The sequence below is a fragment of the Mesorhizobium sp. MC2-1-1 genome (genome assembly GCF_057597255.1).
On record NZ_CP195205.1, the window covers coordinates 3,321,787 to 3,347,883 of the forward strand.

24 protein-coding genes, 1 tRNA gene and 1 pseudogene are annotated in these 26,097 nt (G+C 64.7%); 13 read left to right on the forward strand and 13 right to left on the reverse strand.

Annotated elements, in window-relative coordinates:
• Nucleotides 1–5 precede the first annotated feature (5 nt).
• Together ACR64R_RS16475 and odc2 are read right to left on the reverse strand one after the other, a co-directional pair.
• A complete protein-coding gene (locus ACR64R_RS16475; RefSeq protein ID WP_487362462.1) occupies nucleotides 6–554 on the reverse strand; it encodes a GNAT family N-acetyltransferase in 549 nt (182 codons plus the stop codon).
• A gap of 251 nt (nucleotides 555–805) precedes the next feature.
• A complete protein-coding gene (odc2, locus tag ACR64R_RS16480; protein ID WP_487357403.1) occupies nucleotides 806–1,939 on the reverse strand; it encodes an ornithine/lysine decarboxylase in 1,134 nt (377 codons plus the stop codon).
• A 541-nt stretch (nucleotides 1,940–2,480) separates the two neighbouring features.
• Here odc2 and ACR64R_RS16485 point away from each other — a divergent pair.
• The 4 genes from ACR64R_RS16485 (at nucleotide 2,481) to ACR64R_RS16500 (ending at nucleotide 6,551) form a co-directional block, all read left to right on the forward strand.
• Complete coding sequence (locus ACR64R_RS16485; RefSeq protein WP_487357404.1) at nucleotides 2,481–3,677, forward strand: amidase; 1,197 nt, start codon at nucleotides 2,481–2,483, stop codon at nucleotides 3,675–3,677.
• A gap of 2 nt (nucleotides 3,678–3,679) precedes the next feature.
• Entirely contained in the window at nucleotides 3,680–4,582 is a 903-nt protein-coding gene (locus tag ACR64R_RS16490; protein ID WP_487357405.1) for a LysR family transcriptional regulator, read from the forward strand.
• A gap of 75 nt (nucleotides 4,583–4,657) precedes the next feature.
• On the forward strand, nucleotides 4,658–5,326 hold the full coding sequence (locus ACR64R_RS16495; protein ID WP_487357406.1) for a DUF1007 family protein: 669 nt from the start codon (nucleotides 4,658–4,660) through the stop codon (nucleotides 5,324–5,326).
• Between the two features lie 7 nt (nucleotides 5,327–5,333).
• Entirely contained in the window at nucleotides 5,334–6,551 is a 1,218-nt protein-coding gene (locus ACR64R_RS16500) for a nickel/cobalt transporter (RefSeq protein ID WP_487357407.1), read from the forward strand.
• Nucleotides 6,552–6,557: 6 nt separating this feature from the next.
• Here the strand turns inward: ACR64R_RS16500 and denD are convergent, their stop codons facing one another.
• The 4 genes from denD to ACR64R_RS16520 all read right to left on the reverse strand — a co-directional run bounded on the left by denD (nucleotide 6,558) and on the right by ACR64R_RS16520 (nucleotide 9,543).
• Nucleotides 6,558–7,532, reverse strand: a complete 975-nt coding sequence (denD, locus tag ACR64R_RS16505; protein WP_487357408.1) for a D-erythronate dehydrogenase — start codon at nucleotides 7,530–7,532, stop codon at nucleotides 6,558–6,560.
• Between the two features lie 2 nt (nucleotides 7,533–7,534).
• The gene (locus ACR64R_RS16510; RefSeq protein ID WP_487357409.1) at nucleotides 7,535–7,741 is read right to left on the reverse strand and encodes a hypothetical protein; all 207 of its coding nucleotides are present in this window, start codon (nucleotides 7,739–7,741) and stop codon (nucleotides 7,535–7,537) included.
• 49 nt (nucleotides 7,742–7,790) lie between these two features.
• A complete protein-coding gene (locus tag ACR64R_RS16515) occupies nucleotides 7,791–8,768 on the reverse strand; it encodes a cation diffusion facilitator family transporter (protein WP_487357410.1) in 978 nt (325 codons plus the stop codon).
• 88 nt (nucleotides 8,769–8,856) lie between these two features.
• Nucleotides 8,857–9,543: a GNAT family N-acetyltransferase gene (locus tag ACR64R_RS16520; protein WP_487357411.1), complete on the reverse strand. Its 687-nt coding sequence runs from the start codon at nucleotides 9,541–9,543 to the stop codon at nucleotides 8,857–8,859.
• 82 nt (nucleotides 9,544–9,625) lie between these two features.
• On the opposite strand from ACR64R_RS16520, the gene ACR64R_RS16525 reads away from it, so the two are divergent.
• Together ACR64R_RS16525 and ACR64R_RS16530 are read left to right on the forward strand one after the other, a co-directional pair.
• Nucleotides 9,626–10,810: a pyridoxal phosphate-dependent aminotransferase gene (locus ACR64R_RS16525; RefSeq protein WP_487357412.1), complete on the forward strand. Its 1,185-nt coding sequence runs from the start codon at nucleotides 9,626–9,628 to the stop codon at nucleotides 10,808–10,810.
• 222 nt (nucleotides 10,811–11,032) lie between these two features.
• A complete protein-coding gene (locus tag ACR64R_RS16530) occupies nucleotides 11,033–11,377 on the forward strand; it encodes an SHOCT domain-containing protein (protein ID WP_487357413.1) in 345 nt (114 codons plus the stop codon).
• Nucleotides 11,378–11,444: 67 nt separating this feature from the next.
• On the opposite strand, the gene ACR64R_RS16535 is transcribed toward ACR64R_RS16530, so the two are convergent.
• From ACR64R_RS16535 to trhO, 3 genes are all read right to left on the reverse strand, one after another.
• Nucleotides 11,445–12,206 carry an SDR family oxidoreductase gene (locus ACR64R_RS16535; RefSeq protein ID WP_487357414.1) on the reverse strand — a complete coding sequence of 254 codons (762 nt, stop codon included), beginning with the start codon at nucleotides 12,204–12,206 and terminating at the stop codon, nucleotides 11,445–11,447.
• 239 nt (nucleotides 12,207–12,445) lie between these two features.
• Nucleotides 12,446–13,177: a tellurite resistance TerB family protein gene (locus ACR64R_RS16540; RefSeq protein WP_487357415.1), complete on the reverse strand. Its 732-nt coding sequence runs from the start codon at nucleotides 13,175–13,177 to the stop codon at nucleotides 12,446–12,448.
• A 123-nt stretch (nucleotides 13,178–13,300) separates the two neighbouring features.
• Nucleotides 13,301–14,230: an oxygen-dependent tRNA uridine(34) hydroxylase TrhO gene (gene trhO / locus ACR64R_RS16545; RefSeq protein WP_487357416.1), complete on the reverse strand. Its 930-nt coding sequence runs from the start codon at nucleotides 14,228–14,230 to the stop codon at nucleotides 13,301–13,303.
• A gap of 146 nt (nucleotides 14,231–14,376) precedes the next feature.
• On the opposite strand from trhO, the gene ACR64R_RS16550 reads away from it, so the two are divergent.
• Nucleotides 14,377–15,015, forward strand: coding sequence for a 2-dehydro-3-deoxy-phosphogluconate aldolase (locus ACR64R_RS16550; RefSeq protein ID WP_487357417.1), 639 nt, complete (start codon nucleotides 14,377–14,379; stop codon nucleotides 15,013–15,015).
• Between the two features lie 10 nt (nucleotides 15,016–15,025).
• Here ACR64R_RS16550 and ACR64R_RS16555 read toward each other — a convergent pair whose 3' ends face one another.
• Nucleotides 15,026–15,775 (reverse strand): SDR family NAD(P)-dependent oxidoreductase, encoded by a 750-nt coding sequence (locus ACR64R_RS16555; RefSeq protein WP_487357418.1) that lies wholly within the window; start codon nucleotides 15,773–15,775, stop codon nucleotides 15,026–15,028.
• A 140-nt stretch (nucleotides 15,776–15,915) separates the two neighbouring features.
• Between ACR64R_RS16555 and ACR64R_RS16560 the strand changes: the two genes are divergently transcribed.
• Complete coding sequence (locus ACR64R_RS16560; protein ID WP_487357419.1) at nucleotides 15,916–16,962, forward strand: AraC family transcriptional regulator; 1,047 nt, start codon at nucleotides 15,916–15,918, stop codon at nucleotides 16,960–16,962.
• Nucleotides 16,963–17,005: 43 nt separating this feature from the next.
• Here ACR64R_RS16560 and ACR64R_RS16565 read toward each other — a convergent pair.
• The 3 genes from ACR64R_RS16565 to ACR64R_RS16575 all read right to left on the reverse strand — a co-directional run bounded on the left by ACR64R_RS16565 (nucleotide 17,006) and on the right by ACR64R_RS16575 (nucleotide 20,941).
• Nucleotides 17,006–17,079: transfer RNA gene (locus ACR64R_RS16565), tRNA-Gln, on the reverse strand.
• A gap of 82 nt (nucleotides 17,080–17,161) precedes the next feature.
• Nucleotides 17,162–18,982: a peptidoglycan L,D-endopeptidase MepK gene (locus ACR64R_RS16570; protein ID WP_487362463.1), complete on the reverse strand. Its 1,821-nt coding sequence runs from the start codon at nucleotides 18,980–18,982 to the stop codon at nucleotides 17,162–17,164.
• Between the two features lie 411 nt (nucleotides 18,983–19,393).
• A complete protein-coding gene (locus ACR64R_RS16575; protein WP_487357420.1) occupies nucleotides 19,394–20,941 on the reverse strand; it encodes a sigma-54-dependent transcriptional regulator in 1,548 nt (515 codons plus the stop codon).
• 155 nt (nucleotides 20,942–21,096) lie between these two features.
• Between ACR64R_RS16575 and ACR64R_RS16580 the strand changes: the two genes are divergently transcribed.
• The 5 genes and pseudogenes from ACR64R_RS16580 to ACR64R_RS16600 all read left to right on the forward strand — a co-directional run bounded on the left by ACR64R_RS16580 (nucleotide 21,097) and on the right by ACR64R_RS16600 (nucleotide 25,991).
• The gene (locus ACR64R_RS16580; RefSeq protein ID WP_487357421.1) at nucleotides 21,097–22,935 is read left to right on the forward strand and encodes a M3 family oligoendopeptidase; all 1,839 of its coding nucleotides are present in this window, start codon (nucleotides 21,097–21,099) and stop codon (nucleotides 22,933–22,935) included.
• Nucleotides 22,936–23,033: 98 nt separating this feature from the next.
• A pseudogene (locus tag ACR64R_RS16585) lies at nucleotides 23,034–23,108 on the forward strand (proton-conducting membrane transporter); the annotation flags it as partial.
• A gap of 155 nt (nucleotides 23,109–23,263) precedes the next feature.
• Complete coding sequence (locus ACR64R_RS16590; protein ID WP_487357422.1) at nucleotides 23,264–24,409, forward strand: aminodeoxychorismate synthase component I; 1,146 nt, start codon at nucleotides 23,264–23,266, stop codon at nucleotides 24,407–24,409.
• Nucleotides 24,358–25,020, forward strand: a complete 663-nt coding sequence (locus tag ACR64R_RS16595; protein WP_487357423.1) for an aminotransferase class IV family protein — start codon at nucleotides 24,358–24,360, stop codon at nucleotides 25,018–25,020. The genes ACR64R_RS16590 and ACR64R_RS16595 overlap by 52 nt, the downstream gene beginning before the upstream one ends.
• A gap of 35 nt (nucleotides 25,021–25,055) precedes the next feature.
• The gene (locus tag ACR64R_RS16600) at nucleotides 25,056–25,991 is read left to right on the forward strand and encodes a heme-dependent oxidative N-demethylase family protein (protein ID WP_487357424.1); all 936 of its coding nucleotides are present in this window, start codon (nucleotides 25,056–25,058) and stop codon (nucleotides 25,989–25,991) included.
• The last annotated feature ends 106 nt before the right edge of the window (nucleotides 25,992–26,097 follow it).

Genomic DNA, 26,097 nt, shown 5'->3' on the forward strand with positions numbered 1-26,097 from the left:
AAGCCCTACGCTTCGCCCCTGATCTTGCGGCCTGCGGCCCTGATCGTTCCCTTGGCGCCATCCAGCGCGCCGTCCTTCAGCTCCAGCGCCAGAAGCCGGTGCCGCTCATAGGGGCCGGGCATGGCGAGCGTTCCGGTACGATCGGCTGAGAAGCCGAACCGCCCGTAATAGGGCGCATCGCCGACGAGCAGGATCGCGCCATGGCCGAGCCGCGCGGCTTCGGCGAGCGCATGCCGCATCAGCGCCGAGCCGATGCCGCCGCTCTTCAATCCCGGCTCGACCGCGAGCGGGCCGAGCAGAAGCGCCGCCGGACCGCCCTCACCTAACCTTATATCCCACAACCGCACCGAGCCGATGACCGCGCCCGAACGATCGCGGGCGACGAAGGCCAGGCCTTCCGAGGGCCGGCGGCCGCGCCGCAGCTTCTCCGACGACTTCTTCTTGCGCTTCGGTCCCATGGCGCGGTCGAGCAGCGCTTCGCGCGCCGCGGCGTCGCCCGCGCCTTCGCCAAGGATGACGAAGGCCGGCGCCTGGGCGGCCCCCTCGTCCGGCACGCCACGCGAGCCAGCCTGTGCCCGGAGGGCAAGGGTGGGCGCAAGCACCGCCGTCGAGCCATTCTCCCCCGCGGAGAAGAGCTCAGCCGGCGGTCCGGACGAAAGGGCGACTTCGGTGGCCGCAATGGCCGATTTGATCAGGTATTCCATGTCCGCGATCCTTCACGAGCGGAAGATCTGTTCCACAAGCGAGCCCGGACGGGCGACGTCATCGCCCGCGCCGGATGATCTGAACGGTCCTCGCGAACCGGTCAGATCACGTAGGATCGGAGAGGCTCGAAGCCATTGAAGGCGACCGCCGAGTAGGTGGTCGTATAGGCTCCGGTGCCTTCGATCAGCACCTCGTCGCCGATGGTCAGCGACAAGGGCAGCGGATAAGGCGTCTTCTCGTACATCACGTCGGCCGAATCGCAGGTCGGGCCGGCTAGCACGCAAGGCGCGGTCTCCGAGCCGTCATGGCGGGTGACCAGCGGATAGCGGATCGCCTCGTCCATGGTCTCGGCGAGACCGCCGAACTTGCCGATGTCGAGGAACACCCAGCGCACATTGTCGTTATCGGCCTTCTTCGAGATCAGCACGACTTCCGACTTGATGACGCCGGCATTGCCGACCATGCCGCGGCCCGGCTCGATGATCGTCTCGGGCAGCGCGTTGCCGAAATGCCTGCGCAGCGCCGAGAAGATCGCCTGGCCGTAGGCCTGGGCCACCGGCACGTCTTTCAGGTAGCGGGTCGGGAAACCGCCGCCCATGTTGACCATCTTCAAGACGATGCCCTCCTCGGCCAGCGTCGCGAACACCTTCTTGGCGTCGCCCAACGCGCGGTCCCAGGCCGACAGGTCCGTCTGCTGCGAGCCGACATGGAACGACACGCCATAGGCGTCGAGGCCGAGGCCCTTGGCATGACGCAGCACGTCGACGGCCATCGCCGGCACGCAGCCGAACTTGCGCGACAGCGGCCACTCGGCGCCTTCGCCGTCGGTGAGCACGCGGCAGAACACGCGCGAGCCGGGCGCGACGCGGGCGATCTTCTCGACCTCCTCGACGCAGTCGACTGCGAACAGGCGAATGCCAAGCTGATAGGCGCGCGCGATGTCACGTTCCTTCTTGATGGTGTTGCCGAAGGAAATGCGGTCCGCGGGCGCACCCGCATCCATCGCCATCTCGACCTCGGCAACCGATGCGGTGTCGAAGGACGAGCCCATCGCAGCAAGGAGGCGCAGGATTTCCGGGGCCGGGTTTGCTTTCACCGCATAGTAGATCCTGGAATCGGGCAACGCCTTCTCGAAGGCGCGGAAATTGTCGCGCACGACATCGAGGTCGACGACGAGGCAGGGACCGTTCGGACGTCGGGTGGCGAGGAAGTCGAGGATGCGCTGGGTGGCCATCGTGGTTTCTCCATCACGCCTTTCGGCGCGCACAAGGGTGCGGACGCGGGCGGTCGGCCTCGCGAACACGCGGTCAAACAAAGGCGGGACGTCAAATCCATGGAACCAGCCGGTGGAGACCCCGGAACCATGCAATGCCGTCTCGCGGCGATGAACCTTGGCCTTGCCCGGCCTCGGTCCGCTTTGTCTGCCTTGGCTTGGATGGGAGAACCCCGTCCGCACTGCCGGCAATGAAGGTGTGCCTCTTCAGTAACCCCGGTCTTTGGACGACCGGCAGAGAACCAGAAAGGCCCGCACCGTCGTTGCTTCAAGGTGTCCTCGGTCTTGTGGTTGGCCACTGACCGACTGGAGGGGTTGGCTCCAGTTACCTTACCGATTGCCCTCACCATTCGAGGATCGGCGGACACCCACAGGCACGTGCGACTTTGGGCAAGCGCGATATAGGGGCGAAGGGTTTCACAATCAATAAAAATCGTAAGCCCAGGTTGTAAAATTCGCGGCATCGAACAATGTGTGTCGCATCGTATCCGGAAATCGAACGATGCCAGGAACTCAAGGGCCGCTGAACGCCTTCCTCGATCTGCGCCAAATGCCTGTGGCGAATGCGGAATTGGGCCCGCTCGCCGGCCTGCGCCTGGCCGTCAAGGACATCTATGACGTCGCCGGCTACCGCACCGGCTGCGGCAACCCGCAGAAATTCGAGGAGGCGCATGCCGCCACGCGCACGGCCGCGGCGGTGCAGGCGATCCTCGATGCTGGCGCGCGATTCGTCGGAAAGACCCAAACCGACGAGTTGGCCTTCTCGCTGTTCGGCCAGAACGCGCATTTCCCCTACCCGGTCAATCCCGCCGCGCCCGAACGCGTCACCGGCGGCTCCTCGTCCGGCTCGGCGGCCGCGGTCGCCGGCGGGCTGGCCAATATCGCCACCGGCTCCGACACCGGCGGCTCGATCCGCGCGCCGGCGAGCTTCTGCGGCCTGATCGGACTGCGCGCCACCCATGGCCGCATCCCGCTCGACGGCGCGATGAAGCTGGCGTCGAGCTTCGACACTTTCGGCTGGTTCGCCGACGACATCGAGACCTATGAAACCGTCGGCAAGCTTTTGCTTGGCCGCGATCCGCACCAGCACCCGCTCAACCGCCCGCTGTCGATCCGCTGGCTGGACGCCTTCGTCATGGGTCCGGCGGAATCCGCCGAATATCAGCGCATGAAGGCGCTGGCCGCCGGCGTCATCGGCCAGCTCGCGGAGACCGAATATGCCTTTGCCTCGTTCCCCGACGAGCTTTACTGGTGCTTTCGCCGCCTGCAGGCCTTCGAGGCCTGGCGCGAGCATGGCCCGTGGATTTCGGCCGGCGGTCGCCTCAGCCCCGGCGTCGAGGAGCGTTTCGCCTTCGGCCGCACCATCGATGCAAAGACTGCCGCCACCGAAGCCGCGCGCCGGCTGGCTTTCCGCGCCGAGTTCGGCGCGCTGCTCGGCAACAACGGCTTCCTGGTCCTGCCAACCGTTCCCGGCGCGGCGCCGTTCGCCGCCAGCACGCCGGAACAGTTCCAGGCTTATCGCGAAAGGGCGCTGCACCTCTTGTGCCTCTCCGGCCTCTCAGGCTTTCCGCAGATCACCTTGCCGATTGGCTCGGTCGACGGCGCACCCTTCGGCCTGTCGCTGCTTGGCCCTTCCGGCAGCGACGTTGCCCTGATAGGGCTCGGCCGCAAGATTCTCGACGCGGCACGAAAGGTCTGACCATGGATACATTGACCCGCATGCGCGCCTTCATCGACGTGGTAGAGGCGGAAGGCTTTTCGGCCGCGGCGCGCAAGATCGGCCGCTCCAAGGCGCTCTTGTCGAAATATGTGCGCGAGCTGGAGGACGAACTCGGCGCTCTGCTGCTCAACCGCACCACGCGTCAGTTCTCGCTGACGGAAGCCGGCCACACCTATTATCAGCGGGCGTCGGAAATCGTGCGCGAGGTCGACAGCCTCGCCGAGGCGGTGCGCCAGTCTTCCGGCGACGTTCGCGGGAGGATCAAGCTGTCGGCCGCGCGTACTTTTGCCGATGCGCCGATCGGTCAATCGCTGGTCGACTTCGCGAGGCAGCACCCCGACATCGTGCTCGACATCCACCTCGACGATCGCTTCGTAGACCTGGTCGAGGAAGGTTTCGACCTTGCCGTGCGCATCTCGCGGCTGGAGAACTCGTCGCTGATCGCCAGGCGGCTGGCGCCGTTCTCGGTAAGACTTTGCGCTTCGCCGGAGCTGATCGCCAAGCATGGCGCGCCGACGCGGCCGCAGGACCTCGCCAACATGCCTTGCATCGTCGACACCAACGGGCGCTCGCTGGCCAACTGGCGCTTCAAGGGCGAGGGCGACGAATCCATCAGTGTCGCCGTTTCAGGCCCGATCGAGGTCAACAGCCCGATCGTGGCGAGGGCCGCCGCGGTCTCCGGCCTGGGCTTCGCCATGCTGCCGGATTTCATCGCCGCGCCGGACGTCGCGTCCGGCAAGCTGGTCACAATGCTCGACGACCGCCTCCTGGCGGGCACCGGCATCTTTGCCGTCTACCCTCACCGTCGCTATCTGCCGGCCAAGGTGCGCGTCTTCGTCGACTTCCTGGCGCACTGGTTCAGGACGCGCGATACGGCGTCGTAAGGACGCGTCCCAATTTCGCCCGCTTTCTGTCAACTCTCGGGCTCGCTCCCGACCTCACTGGAATCGCAGCACGGAATGCATCTAAAACGGCAAGCAACCATGCTGGCTTCGGCCCTCGCGGCCATATTCGCCTCGGTCGGGCAGGCCGAAGTGCACCCGCATGTCTTTGCCGAGGCCCGGCTCGACGTGATCCTCAGCGAAGATCACCAAAGTGTGACGGCGCTGCGCCATCTTTGGCGCTTCGACGACTTGTTTTCGAGTACAGTAATGATGGAGTTCGACAAGAACTCCGACCTGAAACTTGACGACAAAGAGCTCAAGGAAGTGGCCGACACCGTCCATTCCTCGCTGGCCGAGTTCAACTACTTCCAGCTCGTCACCCAGGACGGCAAGGACGTGCCCATGGTCCCGCCGCCGCATCTGATGGCGAATTTCGACAACGACCAGCTGATCATCCTGTTCGAGTCGCAGCCGAAGACACCGATAAAGCTGACGGGCAAAATCGACATCGGCGTCTACGATCCGACCTTTTACACGGCGATCGACTTCACTGACGACGCCAACCTCACCGTCGAAGGCCTGCCCTCGACCTGCACCAGGAAGGTCATCCGCCCGGACCCGGACGAAGCGATCAAGGAAAACCAGAAGACCCTGACGGACGCGTTCTTCAACGATCCGACGGGGACCGACATGAGCAAGATCTTCGCCACCAAGCTCGAATTGGACTGCCCGCCGGAAGGATGATTTGGTGATGAAACCGTCGCAGCGCGCAAGCAGGTTACCCACGAATATCCGCTTAGCGCTTGGCCTGCTGGCCGCTACCCTGGTGATCACCCATTTGCCCGTCGTCGCGCATGCGCAAAGCTCGCTCGGAATCGGCACCAATGACGGCATGGCCCCGACCACCACGGGTCCGTTCGCCCATATCCTGATGTGGATCAATCTTAGGCAGCAGGAATTCTACCATTCGCTGGCGGCTGCCATGAAGGCGATGCGCCAGGACGGCAGCAAGCTTTGGCTGCTGATCGGCCTGTCCTTCGCCTATGGCATCTTCCACGCCGCGGGCCCCGGCCACGGAAAGGCGGTGATCTCGTCCTACATGGTGGCCAACGAGGTGGCGCTCAGGCGCGGCATCATGCTCTCCTTCGTCTCGGCGCTCCTGCAAGGGCTGACCGCGGTCGTCGTCATGATGCTCGCCTATTTCGTGCTGCGCGGCACCGCGATCTCGATGACCGACGCGGCCTGGTTCCTGGAAATCTCGAGCTTTGTGCTGGTGACGCTGTTCGGCGCCTGGCTGCTCTGGCGCAAGTTAGGTCCGCCGATCGTGCGTCTGTTCGGCGGAACGCCCGCCTACAGCCTGTCGGCCGCCCATGCCGGCCATTCGCATGGCTCCCATGGGGCGCATTCGCATGCCGGCCATTCGCATTCGACGCATGCCGCGCGGTCCCATGCCCTGCACGCCCATCACGACCACGATCATGGCCACCTGCATAGCCATGATCACGGCGCGCACGATCTCCACCATCACGAGCACGCCGCGCACGACGGCAGCCATGAGCACCATCACGACCACGGCCCAGGCGAAATCTGCGAGACCTGCGGCCATTCGCATGCGCCAGACCCGGCGATGCTGTCGGGCGACCGCTTCGACTGGAAGACCGCCTGGTCGGCGGTGGCCGCCGTCGGCATCCGCCCCTGCTCGGGGGCGCTCATCGTGCTGAGCTTCGCGCTGCTCAACGGACTATGGCTAGGCGGGCTGCTGTCGGTGCTGGCGATGTCGATCGGCACGGCAATCACCGTCTCGGCGCTGGCGACGATCGCCGTGACTGCCAAGAACTGGGCCGTCTATTTCGCCGGCGACGGGCGCATTGGCAACCGCATCCATTCGATCGTCGAGATCGGCGGCGCCGCCTTCATTTTCATGGTCGGCCTGCTGCTTCTGTCGGCCAGCCTGTCGGGCGGCGTCTGAACCTTGTCAGGCGATCTTTCCGCCCAGCTCGTCCTCGATGTGCGCGCGGATGATTTCGTCAAAGCTGCTTTCGGCCGCAAAGCCGAGTTCCCTGGCCCGCCTTGCCTCGAACCGTGTGGGCCAACCTCTGACGATCGCCCAGATGGTCTCGTCGGGCTGCTCGCGGATCCGTTTCGCGACCTCGGCGCCGGCAATGCGCTCCAGCGCCTCGATCTGCTCGCCGACCGTGACGGCGACGCCGGGCATTGTGAGGTTGCGGCGCGGGCCGACCGCTTGGCCGTCGATCTCAGCCGCATGGATGAGGAAATTCACCGCCGAGCGCGGGCTGGCATGGGTGTGCAGCACCGAGCGCGGCACCGGCAGTATCGCCTCCTGCCCGGCGAGCGGCTCGCGAATGATGCCGGAGAAGAAGCCCGACGCCGCCTTGTTCGGTTTGCCAGGGCGAACGCAGATCGTCGGCAGCCGGATGCCTATGCCGTCGAAGAAGCCGCGTCGCGTATAGTCGGCAAGCAGCGCCTCGCTCATCTGCTTCTGCGTGCCGTATGAGGTGAGCGGCGTCGGGTGGAATTCGTCCGGGATGACGTCGGGAAATGGCGCGCCGAACACCGCAATCGACGAGGTGAAGACCAGGCGAGGCGCGAACGCCGCCAGCCGCACCGCGTCGAACAAAGCGCGCGTACCGTCGAGATTGACCCGGTAGCCGAGATCGAAATTGGCTTCCGCCTCCCCCGACACGATGCCGGCGAGATGGAAGATCACATCCGGGCGGGAAGCCACGAGAGCAGCCGTGGCGCCGGGTGCCGAAAGGTCGCCGGTGTGGATCGAGACGTCGACGCCCGCAAACCCCGGCGCTTGCGGCGCCACGATGTCATGCAGGTCGAGCGCCGTGATCTTGCGCCCACGCAAGGCGCCGTCCCTGGCCAGCCGCGCGATAAGCTTGCGGCCCACCATGCCGGCGGCGCCGGTGATCAGAATTCTCATTGTCAGAGACCTTTCTTGCGCTGGCTGCGTCCGCGCAGCCATAGGACGACGAATAGCCCGACCATGAAGATCACGGCGATGATTGCCGCCAGGACCGTTGAAACCTTGCCGGCGGCCAGCATCATGGCTGGCAGGAAGTAGGCGGCGAAACCGAACACCAGCAGTATAATGGCCGCGGCGATCGCTGCGTTCCTTGTGTCACGATCCATCAGCTAGTGGTCCTGGTTTCGAGGCTGTTCGGCTTCGTCATAATGGTGATCAGTGGTAATGCCTGCGATCGGCGGGCGCGCCATGCTCATGGTCGTGGTGGTGATGGTCATGCTCGTCGCGGCTGTCGGCGCATAGCCCGAATTCGGATTCGACCGTGGCATGATCGATGCCGTGCCTGGCGGCAAGCCGTTTCTTGATGGCGCTCACCGCCGCATGGGGATTGACGCCGTCATTCAGGCAAGCGTGCAGCGTCGCCATGTTGGAGGTGCCATCAAGCGACCAGATATGCATGTGGTGCACCTCGCGCACGCCCTTGACCGAGCCTTCCAGATCCTTGGCGATCAGGTCGCGATCGAGGCTTGCCGGCACGCCTTCCAGCAGCACATGGGCGGCCTCGCGCATCAGCGACCATGCCGTCGACAGGATGAGCAGCGACACCAGCACCGACAGGATCGGATCGATCGGAGTCCAGCCCGTCGCCAGGATGATGATGGCGGCGACAATGGCAGCGGCGGAGCCCAGGAGATCGCCCAGCACATGCAGGATGGCGCCGCGCATGTTGAGGCTCTCGCGGTCGCCGCCATGCAGCACGAAGAAGGAAGCGATATTGACCAGCAGGCCTGCCACCGCCACCACCAGCATCGGCCCGCCGAGCACCGGCGCAGGTGCCATCAGCCGTCCCCAGGCTTCGTAGACGATCCAGAGCGCGATGGCGAAGATGGCGATGCCGTTGGTGTAGGCGACCAGCGTCTTCACCCGGCCGAAGCCATAGGTGAGCCGGCCGGTGGCCGGGCGTCCGGCGAGATGGAAAGCATACCAGGCAAGACCGAGCGCGATGGCGTCCGCCAGCATGTGGCCGGCATCCGCGAGAAGCGCCAGCGACCCGGTGAGCAGGCCGCCGAGCGCCTCGGCAACCATGAAGCCGCCGGTCAGGCAGGCGGCGATCAGCACCCGCTTCTTGTCGGTCGAGCCATGCACGTGGCCGGCGTCATGGCTGTGTCCATGCGAACCGTGGTCATGCGCCATCGCGGAACTCCTCGTTACTGGCCACGATCTTGTCCGAACCGAAGGTCCGCGCAGCAAAAACCGGCTGCCCGCTTTTCGGGATCATGATTCATGCGCCGAAGTCAGCTCGGAAATCCTCCAACCGCCGCTTCTGGACGCCTTCGCCGTCGAAATTCGCCGGATCGAGCCAGGCCTCATAGGACTTGCGCAGCGCCGGCCACTCCTTGTCGATGATCGAATACCACGCCGTATCGCGGTTTTCACCCTTGACCACAAGATGCTGGCGGAAGATGCCTTCGAACTTGAAACCGAAGCGTTCCGCGGCGCGCTTCGAAGGCTCGTTGCGGTTGTTGCATTTCCACTCGTAGCGGCGGTAGCCGAGATCGTCGAAGAGATATTTCGCGAATAGGAATTGCGCCTCGGTCGCCGCCGGCTTGCGCGAGATCAGCGGCCCCCAATAGATGTTGCCGATTTCGCCAACGCCGTTGGCGGCGTCAATGCGCATCAGCGTCTGGCGCCCGGCGATCTTGCCGCTGGCCTTGTCGATGACGGTGAAGAACAGCGGATCCTCGCTCGCTTCCGCCTTGTCGAGCCATGGCTGGAAGGCGGCGCGGGTCTCCGGCGGGTAATCGGGCAGCCAGGCGAAACGTCCGCCGACATCCGAAACCGACGAGGCCTCGTAGAGCCCGTCGCCATGCCTTGCCGCGCTCAGCGGCTCGAGCCTGACGGTGCGTCCCTCGATCGTCTTGCGTTCCGGCCGTGGGCGCGGCTGCCAATTCTTCAGATCTTCCGACACCGATCACTCCAATCCGTTGACATTTCCTGGCGGACGCTCACAAAAACGCTCGCTCACAGAAAGAACCACAGGGACGGGAAAAATGCTCCACACGATCGCGGCCTTCGACCGGCTCGGCGAGGAAAATGCCTTCGCGGTGCTCGCCAGGGCCACCGCGCTTGCCCATCAGGGGCGCGACATCATCAACCTCGGCATCGGCCAGCCCGACTTCAAGACGCCGCAGCACATCGTCGAAGCGGCGATCAAGGCGCTGCGCGACGGCCACCATGGCTACACGCCGGCCAACGGCCTTTTGGCCACACGCGAGGCGGTCGTGCGCCGCACGCTGGCCACCACCGGAGTCGAGGTGTCGCCCGAGAATGTGATGATCCTGCCTGGCGGCAAGCCGACCATGTTCGCCGCGATCCTGATGTTCGGCGAGGCTGGCACTGAGATCCTCTATCCCGATCCCGGCTTTCCGATCTACCGCTCGATGATCGAGTTCACCGGCGCGGCACCGGTGCCGGTGCCTATCCGCGAGGAAAACGGCTTTGCCTTCTCGGCCGACGAGACGCTGGCGCTGATCACGCCGAAGACCAGGCTGCTCATCCTCAACTCGCCCGCCAATCCGACCGGCGGCGTCACCCCGCGGGCCGAGATCGAGAAGCTGGTCAAGGGGCTGGAGAAGCATCCCCAGGTCGCCATCATGTCCGACGAGATCTATGACGTCATGACCTATGACGGCGAGAAGCACTGCTCGTTGCTCAATTTCCCGGAAATCCGCGACAGGCTGATCGTGCTCAACGGCTGGTCGAAGACCTGGGCGATGACCGGCTGGCGCATGGGCTGGTCGATCTGGCCGAACGGCGACAAGGGCGCCCATCTCTACGACAAGGTGCGCAAGCTGGCGGTGAACTGCTGGTCCTGCGTCAACGCACCGAGCCAATATGCCGGCATCGCGGCAATCGACGGCCCGCAGGACGATGTCGACAGGATGATGCGCGCCTTCGACAACCGCAGGAAGATCGTCGTCGAGGGGCTGAACGCGCTGCCCGGCATTTCCTGCATCACGCCGAAGGGTGCCTTCTACGCCTTCCCCAACGTGTCGAACACCGGCTGGAAGGCCAAGAAGCTCGCCTCGGCGCTGCTTGAGGATGCCGGCGTGGCTCTGATCGGCGGCCCCGATTTCGGTGTGCTCGGCGAGGGCTATGTCCGGCTTTCCTACGCCAACTCCGAGGAGAACATCTTACGCGCGCTGGAGCGGATCGAAGCGTTTCTGGCGAAGTGAGATCCACTCCCGCGCAATAGGGCCGCCGAAGCCCGGTTTCGCTCCGGGGAGTTGCCTCGCTCCGAGCCGACCCTCATTGCGGCCGGCTGAAGTGCGCCGGCATGGTCTTGGCAAACATGGTCACCGCGTGATGACCGATGCGATCAGGTGTTTGATCCAGCGCAAGGTGCCAGGCTGCCAGGTGGCGTAGCATTACGCATGTAAATGACAGGACAAATCCCAATGCGTAACGGCTGGATGAGATTCGCGGCGGCAATCAGCGTTGTCATGGCCTTCGTCCCCGGGGCCGCATGGGCGCAGGCATCGGACGCCGATCGGTATGCCTATGGTCCCGGGATGATGTGGTGGGGCGGAGGTTGGGCGATGATGTTCGGTCCCTTGTTCATGATCCTCTTTTTCGTCGTGCTGGTGGCTGCCGTGACGCGTTGGCAGTGGGGACCGGGTGCAGTGCCACCCCACCACGTGCCGCCGGGCCGCACGCCCCTCGACATCCTCAAGGAGCGCTTCGCGCGCGGCGAAATCGACAAGAACGAATTCGAGGAACGCCGTCGGGTGCTCGGCGACTGAAGCGGGTCCAAGCGAGGCGCTTTGAGCGCGCCCTTGGGGCATCGGATTCTTGGTATGGTCGGCCTGCTTAGCCGCGCCCGACAAACGGCATCTTCGTAGCCATCACCGTCATGAACAGCACATTGGCGTCGAGCGGCAGGCTGGCCATATGCAGCACCGCGTCGGCGACGCGCTGAACATCCATCACGGCCTCGGCGGCGATCGAGCCATTGGCCTGCGGCACGCCGACCGTCATCGGCTGCGCCATCTCGGTCAGCGCATTGCCGATGTCGATCTGGCCGCAGGCGATGTCGAAGGGCCGGCCGTCGAGCGCCAGCGTCTTGGTGAGCCCGGTGATTGCGTGCTTAGTGGCCGTATAGGGCACGGAACCCGGGCGCGGGGCATAGGCCGACACCGAGCCGTTGTTGATGATGCGGCCGCCCATCGGCTTCTGCCGGCGCATGGCGCCGAAGGCTGCGCGGGCGCACAGGAACGATCCGGTGAGGTTGACGCCAACGACGTCGTTCCAGACCTCCACAGGGATCTCGTCGATCAGGGTCGACTTATAGCCCATGCCGGCATTGTTGAAGAGCAGGTCGACGCGGCCGAACGCCTCGAGCACGGTCTCGAACATGTCGTCGACTTCCGCCGCCTTGCTGATGTCGCAGGCGACAGCCAATGCCTTGGCCTTAGTCTGCCCGGCGTCGGCGATCGCTTCTTCCAGCATCGCCTTTCGGCGGCCGCAGAACACCGTGTTCCAGCCCGCCGCGAGCAGTGCCGTGGCGACGCTCTTGCCGATGCCGGTGCCGGCGCCGGTAACGATGGCGGTCTTCTGTTCTATGGCTGTCATCGCCGTCCTCCCGGTCATGGATGGAAAGACGTGGCATCGCAAATGGCGAGGATCATGGCAAGCGGCTGTCGGCGATAAAGCAGAGGCCAACAAAAAGGGCGGTCATTGGCGACCGCCCCGATCTGAACCGCGCTTGGGAGGAGGAAAAGCCGGTCCGACTGCTTAGAATTATGCGCTCTCTGGGTTAACGGGGAATTAACGCCCGCTCGGTGGCTTGCTGCGCTCCGGCAAGCTATCCCTCACCACGGCGAGTTGGACGCGCTCCCTGCGGGAACCTTGGCCGCCGAAACGGTCGCCTCGACATGGTCGACCAGGGCATCCGGCAGGCCGAGGCGGCCTGCGAGAAGATCGAGATAGCCGCGCTCGGTGCGCGTGTCGGGATCGATCGTAAGCCGCGAGGCGGTGTAGAGCTCGAGCTTCTGCGCATCGGTCTTGGCGCCCGCGACCAGCGTATCGAGGTCGAGCGGGCTCTCGAGCTCGGTCATCAGGAACTTCTCGGCCTCTGCGCCGATACCGGAGAGCTTGAGCTTATCGGCGATCTTCTTTCGCTCCTCGTCGTCGACGTGACCATCGGCTTTCGCGGCCGAGATCATTGCCCTGACCAGGGTCAGTGTGAACTCGCCCTCGCCCTGCGGCGCCTGCGCGGGATGGAAATCGGTATCGACCGGCGGTGGCAGCAATTCCGGCTGGCCGGCAGGAGGCGTCTGCTCCGGCGCATTACCGGCCTTGTAATTCTGGTAGGCCTTGTAGGCCAAGCCCCCGATCGCCGCTAGACCGCCGAGCTTGATCGCCGCGCCCGTCACCTGTCGGCCGGCACCGGTGCCGAGCAGCACGGCGGCGAGCGCACCCGCCGCGAGCGGATTGTCCTTCGCCATCTGCACCGCCTGCCCGGCCTTGTCGCGGACGGTCGATCCCGAGCCGGGGATCTGCGAGCCGAGAAGGTCGTCGAGCAGCTTCTTGGGGTCGAGCATCAGTACCTCCAGAATGGGGCCCGGCTGAACGTGCCCGGGCAAGGTTTCGGACGGGCAAGAGGTAGGCCCCCCGCCTTGACATTACAATGACGGGGCTGGTTTTGCGCGAAAGGGCGGGCCTCTCTAGCTTCCGATGTGGCGCCTGCCGCCGCGCGCTTGCGCGAGTTCGACCTGGCGATGGCGTTCGGCATAACGCTCTCGATCCTCGTCTGACCGCGCTTCGAAACAATGCGGACATGAGACGCCGGCCCTGAATTTCGGCGACAGCCGATCCTCGACCGTCAACGGATGGCGGCAGGCGCGGCATAGCTCGGCCTCGCCTTCCGCGAGACCGTGCGAGACGGACACGCGCTCGTCGAAGACGAAGCACTCGCCTTGCCAGAGGCTTTCTTCCGCCGGCACGTCCTCCAGATATTTCAGGATGCCGCCCTTGAGGTGGAAGACCTGCTTCAGTCCGAGCGACTTCACATAGGCCGTCGCCTTCTCGCAGCGTATGCCGCCCGTGCAGAACATCGCCACCTTTCGGCCTTCGAGTTCCTCCCGGTGCTGCTCGACCCAGGCCGGAAACTCGCGGAAGCTGGAGGTCTTCGGGTCGACCGCTCCCCGGAAGGTGCCGATCGAAACCTCGTAGGCATTGCGCGTGTCTATGACGATGGTGTCGGCGTCGGCGATCAGCGCGTTCCAGTCGGCGGGAGCGACATAGGTGCCGGCGCTGGTTGCAGGGTCGATGTCCTCGACGCCCATGGTGACGATCTCGCGTTTCAGCCGCACCTTCATGCGATGGAACGGCATCTCGGCGGCGTTGCTGTATTTGACTTCCAGACCGGCAAGGCCCTCTATGGCCTGCAGGTGGCCGATGAGAGCCGCAATCGCGTCCTCGCTGCCGGCGACGGTGCCGTTGATGCCTTCGTGCGCCAGAAGCAGCGTGCCCTTGATGCCGCGCTCGCAGCAGAAGGCCGCGAGCGGCGCGCGCAAGGCTTGATAGCCGTCGAGCCGCGCGAATTTGTATAGGGCGGCGACACGGACTGGCTGGATTTCCTTTACTATTGTCATGGCAATGCCACTAGACCGTGCTGAAAGCGGTTTCAAGGCAAAGACCGCCGGCGCATGACGACGTGACATCGCGACACGCCGCCCTCGTGGACTTGGCATATCCCTTCTGCTAATCGGTTTAAAGCGATCGAAACGGAGAGTAGCCAATGACCAGCAAGACCGAAAAGCTCCTGTCGCTCCTCAACGGTCAGCCGGTTATCCCGGTGCTCAAGATCGCCAATGTCGCCGATGCGGTGCCGCTGGCCCGCGCTCTGTCGCGCGGCGGTTTGCCCGCGATCGAGATCACGCTGCGCACCGCCGATGCCCTGGAAGCGATCCGCCGCGTCGCCGCGGAAGTCGAGGAAGCGGTCGTCGGCGCCGGCACGATCCTCGACGCCAGGCAGTTCGACGAAGCGGCTCGCGCCGGCTCGAAATTCATCGTCAGCCCCGGCATCACCAGCCAGCTTCTCGACGCGGCCAAGGGCAGCCCCGTGCCGCTGCTGCCCGGCGCCATCACGCCCGGCGAGATCATGGCCGCGCGCGAAGCCGGCCTGCGCTTTCTGAAATTCTTCCCGGCCGAACAGTCGGGCGGCATCGCTTCGCTGAAGGCCTTCGCCTCGCCGCTGGCGGATGTCAAATTCTGCCCGACCGGCGGCATCACGGCCAAGAACGCTGCCGACTATCTCAGCCTGCCCAACGTCATCTGCGTCGGCGGCTCCTGGGTCGCGCCCGACGATCTGATCAAAGCCGGCAAGTGGGACGAGATCGAAGCGCTCGCGCGCGAGGCGAGCAAGCTCAAGAAGTAATCCGTCGTTCTCACCAGGGTAGCGGACCGTTCTCGTCGAAATAGCCGCCCGTCGGTCCGCCAGCCTCCAGCGTTGCCAGCCGCACGATGATACCGGCCGCCTGCTGCACAGTGCGGCCGCCCCTGTGCGCATTGAGGTCCGTCGCGGTGTAGCCGGGAGCGGCGGCGTTGACCATGACGCCGCGCGGCGCGAGTTCCCGGGCGAAGGACAGCGTTATGGCATTGAGCGCCGTCTTCGAACTGCCATAGCTCATGACATTGGGCGACTGGCCGCCGCCGGCCGCCCGCGCCAGCGATCCGAGGTAGCTGCTCACCATGACGATACGGGCGGCGGGCGACGCCAATAGCAGCGGCAGGAACGCCTTGGTGACCCGCACCGGCCCGAAGACGTTCACGTCATAGGTGGCTTTCATGTCCGCGACATCCTCCTGGCTCGGCGGCCGCTCATAGCGGCCGTCCGGACCGATCGCGTCGACATAGCCGGGCGCAATGCCGGCGTTGTTGACCAGCACGTCCAGGCCGGGCGCCCGCGCCGCGACAGTCTTGGCCGCGGCCGCCACGCTGTCGTCGCTGGCAACGTCGAGCGCAAGCCACTCTACGTCGAGCCCCTCGAGGCGCAGCGCTTGCGCTGCGGTCTCGCCGCGCTCGGCATCGCGGGCGCCGAGCCATACCTTGTAGTCCAGTGCCGCCAGGCGCCGGGCCGTCTCAAGTCCGATGCCCTTGTTGGCACCGGTCACCAGCGCGTTCTTCTTTGTCGTCATTTTCCGATCTCCTTTTGGGTGATGCATAAATGATGTTGGCCGATCCGCTTCGCGCGCCGGATAGTCGCGTCCTCTTGCCTGATCCTCTCAAAAGGTGCGCGCCTTCGCGTCACCGGGGTGCGCGTCTTCGTGCCACCTGGGTGCGCGTCTTCGTGTCAGCTGGGTGCGAGTGCCGTCGTCACCTGGGTGCGAGTGTCGTCGTCACCGTGGTTGCGCGGCCCACCCGGATCGGCAATGCTGAAACGATGAACGAAACGCTGCGGGAACTGATCGCAATCGCCGGCCGCCATGCACGCGGACGACGAACCAGGACGGCCATCCCGCGCGTCACGATCGGCCGCAGCGAGGTCCCGACGTCGCCGATGCCCGAGCTGTGCCAACCGACCGCGCTGTTGGTCCTGCAGGGGACCAAGACGGTGCTGATCGGCGATCGCAAGCTTGCCTACAGCGACGGCAGTTATTTCGTCTACACGGTGGAGGCGCCGGCCACCAGCCAGTTGCTCGAGGCAAGCAGCACCCGCCCTTACATGGCTCTCGGCTTCGCGCTCGACATCGAGCTGATTGCGGGCTTGCTCATCGATCACAAGCCGGTGGTGGCCGGCGACGACTTCGTGACCAGCTCGGCCGATGATGAATTGCTCGACGCCTGGCGTCGGATGTTGCGGCTACTCGACAGGCCGGCCGATATTCCCGTACTAGCGCCTTTGCTTGAACGCGAGATAGTGTTCCGGCTGTTGCAGGGCCCGCAAGGCGACAAGCTTCGCCAGTTCGCGCGCGCGGATGGGCGCTTGTCGCGGATCCGCCGCGCCACCGCATGGATCCGCGCCCACTACAACGAGCCGATCGATGTGAGGGAACTGGCCGCACTGTCGCATATGAGCAATGCCGCTTTTCATCGCCACTTCAAGGCGGCGACGGGCATGAGCCCGATACAGTACCAGAAGCAGCTCCGCCTGCTGGAGGCGCGCCATCTTCTGATCGCGCGACCGGGCAATGCCGCGCATGTCGCCTTCACCGTCGGCTACGAAAGCGCTTCGCAGTTCAGCCGGGAATATGCGCGCCAGTTCGGACTGCCTCCGGCGCGTGACGCCGCTCGGCTTCTGGCCAAGGGCGAAGCGGCTGCGCTGGAAGTCGACTGGACATGGAAAGCCGGTGGGCTGGCGCCCACCTCCGCGCGGGGAGTCTAGGCCGATGTGGCTCGCGCAATGGCGGACAAAACCTGTCCCTGAATGGTTCCCGCTCATGGATTCGAACCACGATTCACGCCTTCAAAGGGCGCTGTCCTACCATTAGACGAAGCGGGAAGACCGTGTGCTCAAACAGGCAGCGGCACCTTGAAGGACAAAACCGCGCTGGCAGGCCAGTGCGGCTTTGCAGTGGCCAAGCCTACTTCGTTTGGAAGCGCGCGACCGAGAGGAATTTCACCGCGTTGCCGGTGAAACGGCTTGCGTCGGGCACCTGACCGTCCGCCTGGAAGCCGGCCGTGTAGACCTCGCTCGGCGGGGTATGCACGATATTATAGGCATAGCGCGGCGCCGTCGTCGGATCGGAAACCGAGGCGATGTTCACGCCGCTGCCCAGCGCCCAGCGAGCGGCTTGTGGAGGCGGAGCCACCACCAGAGCCTTCGGTCCGGGCTTCATATCGTGAGCAGACGCTCTGGCCTCCTTGCGCGTCGTCTTCACACCGGCGCCGATCGCCTGCGCGGGATCTGCTCCTGCCGGAAGAGCCGCGATGGCCTGGCGCGGCGAGGCCGCATCGACGCCTGACGGATCGTTGAACGCCGAGCGCCGCTCTGGCTCCGTCAACGACGCAAGCTGGTATTCGGCCCCGGCGCCACCGGCCTCGACGGTTGCATTGGCGTGTTCGAGAACGGCTTTGACCTCGTCCTGCTTGCCAGGCTGCGGGCGGGCGGTGGGCAGCACGGAGAACGCGTCCGTCGCACTCTTGTCCTGCGAAGCGGTTTCGGCCAGCGCCAGAAGGACGTTCTTGTCCTTCGGCGCCGGTTCGGCCGGCGTCGAGCGGTCAGGGCGCCAGGTCGGCAACGGGACGTTGTTGACCGCCACCTGCGCCGGATCCGTGCTCACGGCCTCGGCCGCGCTGGCCGTGCCGAAGGGAACCTTGTCCGGTGTGGGCGTCTGGGCCGTCGCAACCGCCTGCTCCGTCGTCGCCGAGGCATCCGCCGTGGCGAACGGCACGTTCTGCGGCGTCTGCTGGCCGACATCAACCTTCGGGCGCGGCGCGAAGCCGGGCAGCGGAATTTCCTTGGGCGGCAGCGCGGCGATGATCGTCTCCGGCGTGTCCTGCTGCTGCGAATCGTCAGCGCTGTCATCCGCGATCTGCGGGACGTTGGCGCGCTTGGCATCCTTCGGCGCGACGATCGCGATGCCCGGAAGATTGCGCGCCGGGGCGGCGGTAGCGACCTGGACCTGCTTCACAGCCTTCGCCTGGGGCGCTGCCCCGCCATTGCCGGTATCGGCTTCATCGTCAGCCTCGTCGGCGCCACCGCCGAACAAGGCGGCAAGCAATCCTCCGGACCGCTTGGTCGAGCCACCAGCGCTGGCCAGTTCGATATTCGGGGTGCCGGCGCCCTTACGCGCTTGATACGCGGCCACGGCTTGCTCGTAGCCCGGCAGCGGGCGCCCATCGCTCGGCACATGCAGGGTCTTGCCATTCGGGAACAGGCTAACCAGTTCCTGACGGCTGATGCCGGGCCAATGGCGCACATTGCCCACATCCATATGGACGAAAGGCGAGCCGGAGGTCGGGTAGTAACCGACACCGCCGCCCTGCATCTTGAGGCCGATATTGCGCAGCTTCTTCAGCGGTACGCCGGGGATGTAGAAATCCATTGCCTTGCCGAGCATGTGCTGGCTCTTCTCGGCGACGCCGCGGCTGCGCGAGCGCAGCATCGAGTTGGTCGACGGCGAGCGATAGCCGCATACGACCTGGATGTAGTCCGTCGAGCCGCTTTCACGGTAGGCTTCCCAGACGAGGTCGAGCAACCGCGGGTCCATCTTGGTCGGCTCGTTGCGACGCCAGTCGCGCAGGATGATGTTGATCTTGCGCAGGCCTTCCGGGTCGTAGCGGCCATTGCGCTTGTAGACGATCTCGGCCTTCTCGTGCGTGTGCAGGTGATAGAGCTTGAGTGTACGCACCTCAGCCCTGGCGCCCGACGTCGCCGCGGAGATGAACCCAAGGGCCAAGATTACAAACGCCAGCCACCTCGGCCAGACGCTCGTATGGAAATGCCGCCCGTCTATGTGTCGTTCGACTTTGTTCAAATCAAATGGCCCTGCAGGCTGCCGTTTGTCCCCGGATTTGACCAAACGGATGCGTGGTTTTCACATCCGAATATCGATCCTAATGGTTAATCATCGTTTATTGAAGCCGAAATGCGGTAACACCGTGGCGATATCCCGTCAAAAATGATGCACGGCGTTTCGTGGTAAACCGCTGGTTTAGATGAAGAATCCGGCTCCGGCCAGAACACGATCTGTTACCGTTAGCGTTAATGCGTGATCCCGGCAACGCCGCCCCCTGAAAACCTTGGGTTTTCAGTTCAAAAGCGACAATTTGACTCGGATTTTAGACGGGCAATCTCGTCCGGAGCTTGCCGGTTACGAGGCAAGCCGGTCGACGCGACCAGCTTCGGGATCGATGCCATATTCCTTCAACTTGCGATAGAGCGTGGAGCGTCCGATGCCCAACCTGCGGGCAACCTCGCTCATCTGGCCGTTATAATGATCGATCGCGAGCTTGATCATCTCGAGTTCGACATCGGCCAGCGCACGTACATTGCCGCGCTCATCGAGCGCCCGAAGCGTTCCGAAACGCGGCTGCAGCCTCGCCGGCGCCTCAACCTCGGACGACGCGGTCCCCGTAATGCCGGCAACAGTCTCATCCGATTGGCGGGATGTATCCGCGTTGCTTTCGACGACGACGGAAGCCGGTTCCGCCCCCAGGTTTACGGTCCCTTCCACCTGCGCCCGGATTTGCGGGAACTCCTCCTCGGTCAGCACGTCGCCCTCGGCAAGCACCGAGGCCCTGAACACCGCATTCTCCAACTGGCGGATGTTGCCCGGCCAGTCATAGGCCTGCAGCATTGCGAGCGCCGACGCCGATATGCCGGTGAGGCGACGGCGCGGGTCGGTCGGAGCGACCTTGTCCATGAAATGCCGGACGAGGTAGGGAATGTCGTCGCGGCGGTCCCGCAGCGGCGGCACGAAGATCGGGTAGACGTTCAGCCGGTAGAACAGGTCTTCGCGGAACTTTCCGTCCTTGACCTGCTGCAGAAGGTTCCGGTGCGTGGCCGAGATCAGCCTTATATCGATCTTGACGGTCGAGCGGCCGCCGACCGGATCGACCTCGCCTTCCTGCACGGCGCGCAGCAGCTTGACCTGGACGTCGAGCGGCAGATCGCCGATCTCGTCCAGGAACAGCGTGCCGGAATTCGCCTCGACGAATTTGCCGGTATGCTTCTCGGTGGCACCCGTGAAGGATTCCTTCTCGTGGCCGAACAGGATTGATTCGACGAGATTGTCCGGAATGGCGCCGCAGTTGACGGTGACGAACGGCTTCGAGCGGCGGTCGCCGGTGCCCTGGATGGCGCGCGCCACCAGTTCCTTGCCGACGCCGGATTCGCCCTCGATCAGGATCGGGATGTTGGAGGCCGCCGCTTTCTGTCCGAGGCGTATCACCCGATCCATTGCCGGGCTGTGAGTGATCATGTCCTTGAAGGTGAGATGGCCGCTGCCGCGTCGCCGCGACACGCGCTTTATCTCGTCCTCGACCGCCTCGACCTTGAGCGCGTTTGAGATCGCGGTCTGCAGCCTGTCGGGCGACGCCGGCTTGACGACGAAATCGAAGGCGCCTTGCCGCATTGCCGAGACCACCGTCTCGATGCCGCCCTGGGCCGTCTGCACTATGACGGGGATGTTGATCGCGCGCTCGCGCATCGCCTTCAGCACGCCGATTCCGTCGAGGCCGGGCATGACTAGGTCGAGGATGACGACGGAGACCTCTTGCGCGTTCGACCCGTCGAGCACGTCGAGACCGGCCTCGCCGCTATCGGTTACGATCGCGGTGTGGCCGAACCTGGTCAATGCGGCCTCGAGCAGCCGGCGCTGGACCGGATCGTCATCGACTATAAGTATGGAACCTGTCATGACTGTGCTGGCTGCCCGCCTTGGAAATCCCCATGGATCATCTTGGCACAGGGTTCTAAATAAGGTTTCAAAAAACCCGGTGAACGAATTCCTTAGGATTTGACCGGCTTCGTTTTTCCCTCTGATCTGACCCCGATTCAAAGAAGGTGTTGCTGATGCGCATGGAGTTTGGTCATCGGCTTGCGGCGACGGCGTCCGGACAGGGCGCGGCCGAGCTTGGCGACCTGCCGGAGTGGAATCTCGCCGATCTCTATTCCGGCATGGAAGCGCCCGAGTTGAAGCGCGACATCGCCCGGGCGGCGAGCGACGCCATCGCCTTCGAAACCCGCTGGAAGGGCACGCTGGCCGCGGAAGCCGGGCGCGGCGGCGCCGGCCGGCTGGGCGAAGCGCTGAGAGCCTATGAGGCGCTTGAGGAACTGATCGGCCGCATCGTTTCCTATGCCGGCCTCGTCTACGCCGGCAACACCGCCGATCCGCAGCGCGCAAAGCTCTATGGCGACGTCCAGGAAAAGATGACGGATGCCAGCGCGCATCTGCTGTTCTTCGCGCTCGAGCTGAACCTGATCGAAGACGCGGCGATCGAGAACGCGCTTGGCGCTGACCAGGCCTTCGGCCATTACCGGCCCTGGGTGCTCGACCTCAGGAAGGACAAACCCTACCAGCTCGAGGATCGCGTCGAGCAGTTGTTCCATGAGAAGTCGGTCACCGGGCGCGGCGCCTGGAACCGCCTGTTCGACGAGACGATGACCGATCTGCGATTCGACGTCGACGGCGAGGAACTGGCGCTCGAGCCAGCGCTAAACCGGCTGCAGGACCCGGATGGCGAAGTGCGCCGCCGTGCTGCCGAGGCGCTCGCGGCGACGTTCCGCAGGAGCCTGCGCACCTTCACCCTCATCACCAACACTTTGGCGAAGGACAAGGAAATTTCCGACCGCTGGCGCGGCTTTCAGGATATCGCCGACTCGCGCCACCTCGCCAACCGCGTCGAGCGCGAAGTGGTCGACGCGCTGGCGGCGGCTGTGCGCGAGGCATATCCGCGGCTGTCGCACCGCTACTATGCGATGAAGGCACGCTGGCTTGGCATGGAGGTGATGAACCACTGGGATCGCAACGCGCCGCTGCCTGAGACGCCGAAGGCGGTGATACGCTGGGATGACGCCAGGGACACGGTGCTCGCCGCCTACCAGCGCTTCTCGCCGGACATGGCCGAAATCGCCCGCGGCTTTTTCGACCGCAGGTGGATCGATGCGCCGGTGCGGCCGGGCAAGTCTCCTGGCGCCTTCGCGCATCCGACCGTGCCATCGGCGCATCCTTACGTGCTGCTCAACTATATGGGCAAGCCGCGCGACGTGATGACGCTTGCGCATGAGCTCGGCCATGGCGTGCACCAGGTGCTGGCCGCGGGCCAGGGCGCGCTGATGGCCTCGACACCGCTGACGCTGGCCGAGACCGCTTCCGTCTTCGGCGAGATGCTGACCTTCCGCTCGCTGCTCGAGCAGACCACTGACCGCCGCGAGCGCAAGGCGATGCTTGCCCAGAAGGTCGAGGACATGATCAACACGGTCGTTCGCCAGATCGCCTTCTATGAGTTCGAGCGCAAGGTGCATGCCGAGCGCCGCAACGGGGAACTCACCTCGGACCGGCTGGGCGAATTCTGGCTGGAAGTGCAGGCCGAGAGCCTGGGACCGGCGATCAAGCTGCGCGAGGGTTACGAGGTTTTCTGGACCTATATCCCGCACTTCATCCACTCGCCCTTCTATGTCTATGCCTACGCCTTCGGCGATTGCCTGGTGAACTCGCTCTACGCGGTCTATCAGAATGCCGAGCGCGGGTTTCAGGAGAAGTATTTCGAGATGCTGCGCGCCGGCGGCACGAAACACCACTCCGAGCTCCTGGCGCCTTTCGGTCTGGACGCCACAGATCCGGCTTTCTGGCAGATCGGACTTGGCGTGATCGGTTCGCTGATCGACGAGTTGGAGGCGCTCGACAAGTGACGGCAACCACGAAGCGGGCATCGGCCGCAATAGTTTGACCGGGATGGTATCAGCAAGACTCTATTCTTGCTCTAAAGAGCTTCCTGAATAACTCTCCGGCGAAATTGCTGGCCGCCGGGAACGAAGCTGAATTCGCCCGCCAGTTCCCGACAGCCAGTACCGCAAGCAACACTTGGCCACCGCCGTGTTGGCAGCAAGGCGGCAGCCTCACGGGGGCCGTCTTTGTTTTGGGCCAGCCACCTTTGCGTCGCACGACGCCGCTCCCTCGATTGCGCCTCGGCAAGCCCCCATATAGAGCGGTCGACTGAATTGTCCGCTTCCGAGGCTCATGTCCCTGCCCGCAGCCATTTTCCGCAACGACGCGACCGCTCGCCAGCTGGTCTTCGAGCGGCCGCGCGAGATCATCGTCGCGAACGGCGCGGAAGAGTTCCTGCCCGCGCTTGAACGCGCGCAGGCGGCCTCCGACTCCGGCAAATGGCTGGCCGGATATTTCTCCTATGAAGCCGGTTACCTGCTCGAGCCGAAGCTGGCGCCACTGCTGCCCGAAGGCCGACGCGCGCCGCTGATCTGCCTCGGCATCTTCGACGCGCCGGCCGACCAAGTGGTGCCTCAAGGCGCCGGGGTCGCAAGCAACGGTCCGATCTTCGATGCCAGGGCGGCATGGTCCGCCGAGGATTATGCCGTGCGCTTCGCGCGCCTTCACGACCACCTCCGCAAGGGCGATTGCTACCAGGGCAACCTCACCTTCCCGATTCGTGCGCAATGGTCGGGCGATCCGCTCGCGGCCTTCGACGCGCTGACGGAACGCCAGCCGGTGAAATATGGCGCGCTTGTCTCGCTCGGCGATCCGATCGTGCTCTCGCGCTCGCCCGAATTGTTCTTCGAGATCGATGCCGACGGCATGATCGAAACCCACCCGATGAAGGGCACCGCGCCGCGCGGCGCGACCAGGGCCGAAGATGCGCGGCTGAAGGCCTTCCTGCGCAACGATGAGAAGAATCAGGCCGAGAATAGGATGATCGTCGACCTTTTGCGCAACGACATCTCGCTGATCAGCGAAGTCGGCACGCTGGACGTGCCGGAACTGTTCCGCATCGAGACCTATCCGACGGTGCACCAGATGGTGAGCCGGGTGCAGGCAAAGCTGTTGCCCGGCATCGGCATCCGCCGGATTTTCGCCGCGCTCTTTCCCTGCGGCTCGATCACCGGTGCGCCGAAAATCCGAGCCATGGAGATACTGCGTGAGCTGGAAGACACGCCGCGAGACGTGTATTGCGGCGCAATCGGCTGGATCGCGCCGACCGGCAGGATGCGCTTCTCGGTGGCGATCCGCACCGTCTCGCTCTTCGCCGACGGCGAAGCCGTCTACAATGTCGGCGGCGGCGTCGTCTTCGATTCGACCGCCGAGGAGGAGTATCGGGAGTGTCTGCTGAAAGCACGCTTCGCGACAGGAACGGCGCCGGTTTCGAGCTGATCGAAACCATGCGCTGGGAGCCAGGCTCGGGCTTCCTGCGCTTCGACCGCCACCTTGCCAGGCTTTATGCGTCCGCCGCCGAACTGGGCTTCGCCTGTGATCCGGAGGTGATCGGCGAAGTGCTTGCGAGCACCGTCAACGGAAACGCAACTGCCTTGCGCGTCCGCCTTGCCTTGCAACGCGGTGGCGAGGTCACGGCCGCCGCTCAAGTCTACCAACCGCTGGCGGCGGATAAGATCTGGCGTCTGCAACTCGCTCGGGTCCGGCTCGATTCCGCCAACACGCTGCTTCGCCACAAGACAAGCCTGCGCCAGGTCTACACACACGCGCGCTCGGAATATCTAGCTGCCTGCGCCGACGAGGTGCTGCTCGCCAACGAACGCGGCGAGCTCTGCGAGGGCACGATCACAAACCTCTTTGCCGACTTCGGCGACGGCCCTTTGGCCACGCCCCGCCTCGACTGCGGCCTTTTGCCTGGAATATTGCGCGGCTCGCTTCTGGACGAAGGCCGCGCCGTGGAAGCGATCTACAGCTTCGAGGATCTGAAAGCGGCGAAGGCGATCTTCGTCGGCAATTCGCTGCGCGGGCTGATCCCGGCGCGGCTCGGCTGACCGCTGGAGATGTAACTGGACAGTACCTCAAAGGCATGACCGTTCGACAGCCGACCCACACGCCCTATGACGGGTCCTCAAAACTCTTCACCATCGGGCTGAAGCCGCTCGAATTCGATCGCTGGATCGAGGTCGACGAGTTCCTGCTGCCGCATCTCGCCGAGAAGCAGCGGCTTTACGCGGAGATCCCCGAAAAGGTCTTTGTCGAGGAAGACGCCACGCGTGACGCCCAGCGCGAGGTGCTGGACCTGCTCGTCACGCATCTCGAAGGCGCACACCCCGGCACGCATCGCCGCCGGGGAATGGACGTCGAGCCATTGGGGTTCGAGGGGACGATCGGAAGGTTGCCTCCTGGCCTACGCGAGGCGCCGCTCGCAAGGGCTTCGCTGTTGGTCCAGGAAGACCTGATCCTGATGCGCCGCGACGAGCGTGGCTGGCGGCTGGCGGCCGGCTCGCTGTGCTTCCCTTCATCCTGGTCGCTGCGGGAAAAATTCGGCAGCCCGCTCCAGGAGATCCACCGACCGGTGCCGGGTTTCGGTCCGGGCACGCGGCCGGCCGAGCTCATCAACCGCATGTTCGACGGCCTGCAGGGCCAGGCGGTCGAGCGCTTCAACTGGTCGATCCAGGAGAATGACGCACTCTACCATCCGCTCTCCAACGTCGAGCGGATCGACCGCGCCACGAACCGCCCGAGCCGCTTCCCCGACGGCGATGTCGGCGCCCATGCCTTCATCCGCGTCGAACGCCAGACGCTGCGCAAGCTCCCCGTGTCGCGCGATATCCTCTTCACCATCCACATCCACCTCGATGCGCTCAGCGTGCTCGCGCGCCATCCTGACCGGGCAATGCTGGCAGCCTCGTTCGCCGGACAGCTCCAGGCCCTCGACCAGCAACAGCTCGACTACAAAGGCCTGACCGCCGACCGCGACCGGGTGGTTGCATTGCTGGACCGCATGGCCGGATCGGCTTAACCACACGCCAAGACGGCTTGACCCGCGATTGGCGCTTTTCGCTGGTTTATGACAATGATCTGTGGTGTAGCGCTTGGCCGTTGGGCGAAAAACGCCCGGTTTTGCG

What these genes read in the sequence shown, in the direction of transcription:
- odc2 (WP_487357403.1), bottom strand. Translation starts at nt 1,939, where the DNA reads ATGGCCACCCAGCGCATCCTCGACTTCCTCGCCACCCGACGTCCGAAC.
- ACR64R_RS16485 (WP_487357404.1), top strand. Translation starts at nt 2,481, where the DNA reads ATGCCAGGAACTCAAGGGCCGCTGAACGCCTTCCTCGATCTGCGCCAA.
- ACR64R_RS16490 (WP_487357405.1), top strand. Translation starts at nt 3,680, where the DNA reads ATGGATACATTGACCCGCATGCGCGCCTTCATCGACGTGGTAGAGGCG.
- ACR64R_RS16495 (WP_487357406.1), top strand. Translation starts at nt 4,658, where the DNA reads ATGCATCTAAAACGGCAAGCAACCATGCTGGCTTCGGCCCTCGCGGCC.
- ACR64R_RS16500 (WP_487357407.1), top strand. Translation starts at nt 5,334, where the DNA reads ATGAAACCGTCGCAGCGCGCAAGCAGGTTACCCACGAATATCCGCTTA.
- denD (WP_487357408.1), bottom strand. Translation starts at nt 7,532, where the DNA reads ATGAGAATTCTGATCACCGGCGCCGCCGGCATGGTGGGCCGCAAGCTT.
- ACR64R_RS16510 (WP_487357409.1), bottom strand. Translation starts at nt 7,741, where the DNA reads ATGGATCGTGACACAAGGAACGCAGCGATCGCCGCGGCCATTATACTG.
- ACR64R_RS16515 (WP_487357410.1), bottom strand. Translation starts at nt 8,768, where the DNA reads ATGGCGCATGACCACGGTTCGCATGGACACAGCCATGACGCCGGCCAC.
- ACR64R_RS16525 (WP_487357412.1), top strand. Translation starts at nt 9,626, where the DNA reads ATGCTCCACACGATCGCGGCCTTCGACCGGCTCGGCGAGGAAAATGCC.
- ACR64R_RS16530 (WP_487357413.1), top strand. Translation starts at nt 11,033, where the DNA reads ATGCGTAACGGCTGGATGAGATTCGCGGCGGCAATCAGCGTTGTCATG.
- ACR64R_RS16535 (WP_487357414.1), bottom strand. Translation starts at nt 12,206, where the DNA reads ATGACAGCCATAGAACAGAAGACCGCCATCGTTACCGGCGCCGGCACC.
- ACR64R_RS16540 (WP_487357415.1), bottom strand. Translation starts at nt 13,177, where the DNA reads ATGCTCGACCCCAAGAAGCTGCTCGACGACCTTCTCGGCTCGCAGATC.
- trhO (WP_487357416.1), bottom strand. Translation starts at nt 14,230, where the DNA reads ATGACAATAGTAAAGGAAATCCAGCCAGTCCGTGTCGCCGCCCTATAC.
- ACR64R_RS16550 (WP_487357417.1), top strand. Translation starts at nt 14,377, where the DNA reads ATGACCAGCAAGACCGAAAAGCTCCTGTCGCTCCTCAACGGTCAGCCG.
- ACR64R_RS16555 (WP_487357418.1), bottom strand. Translation starts at nt 15,775, where the DNA reads ATGACGACAAAGAAGAACGCGCTGGTGACCGGTGCCAACAAGGGCATC.
- ACR64R_RS16575 (WP_487357420.1), bottom strand. Translation starts at nt 20,941, where the DNA reads ATGACAGGTTCCATACTTATAGTCGATGACGATCCGGTCCAGCGCCGG.
- ACR64R_RS16580 (WP_487357421.1), top strand. Translation starts at nt 21,097, where the DNA reads ATGCGCATGGAGTTTGGTCATCGGCTTGCGGCGACGGCGTCCGGACAG.
- ACR64R_RS16590 (WP_487357422.1), top strand. Translation starts at nt 23,264, where the DNA reads ATGTCCCTGCCCGCAGCCATTTTCCGCAACGACGCGACCGCTCGCCAG.
- ACR64R_RS16600 (WP_487357424.1), top strand. Translation starts at nt 25,056, where the DNA reads ATGACCGTTCGACAGCCGACCCACACGCCCTATGACGGGTCCTCAAAA.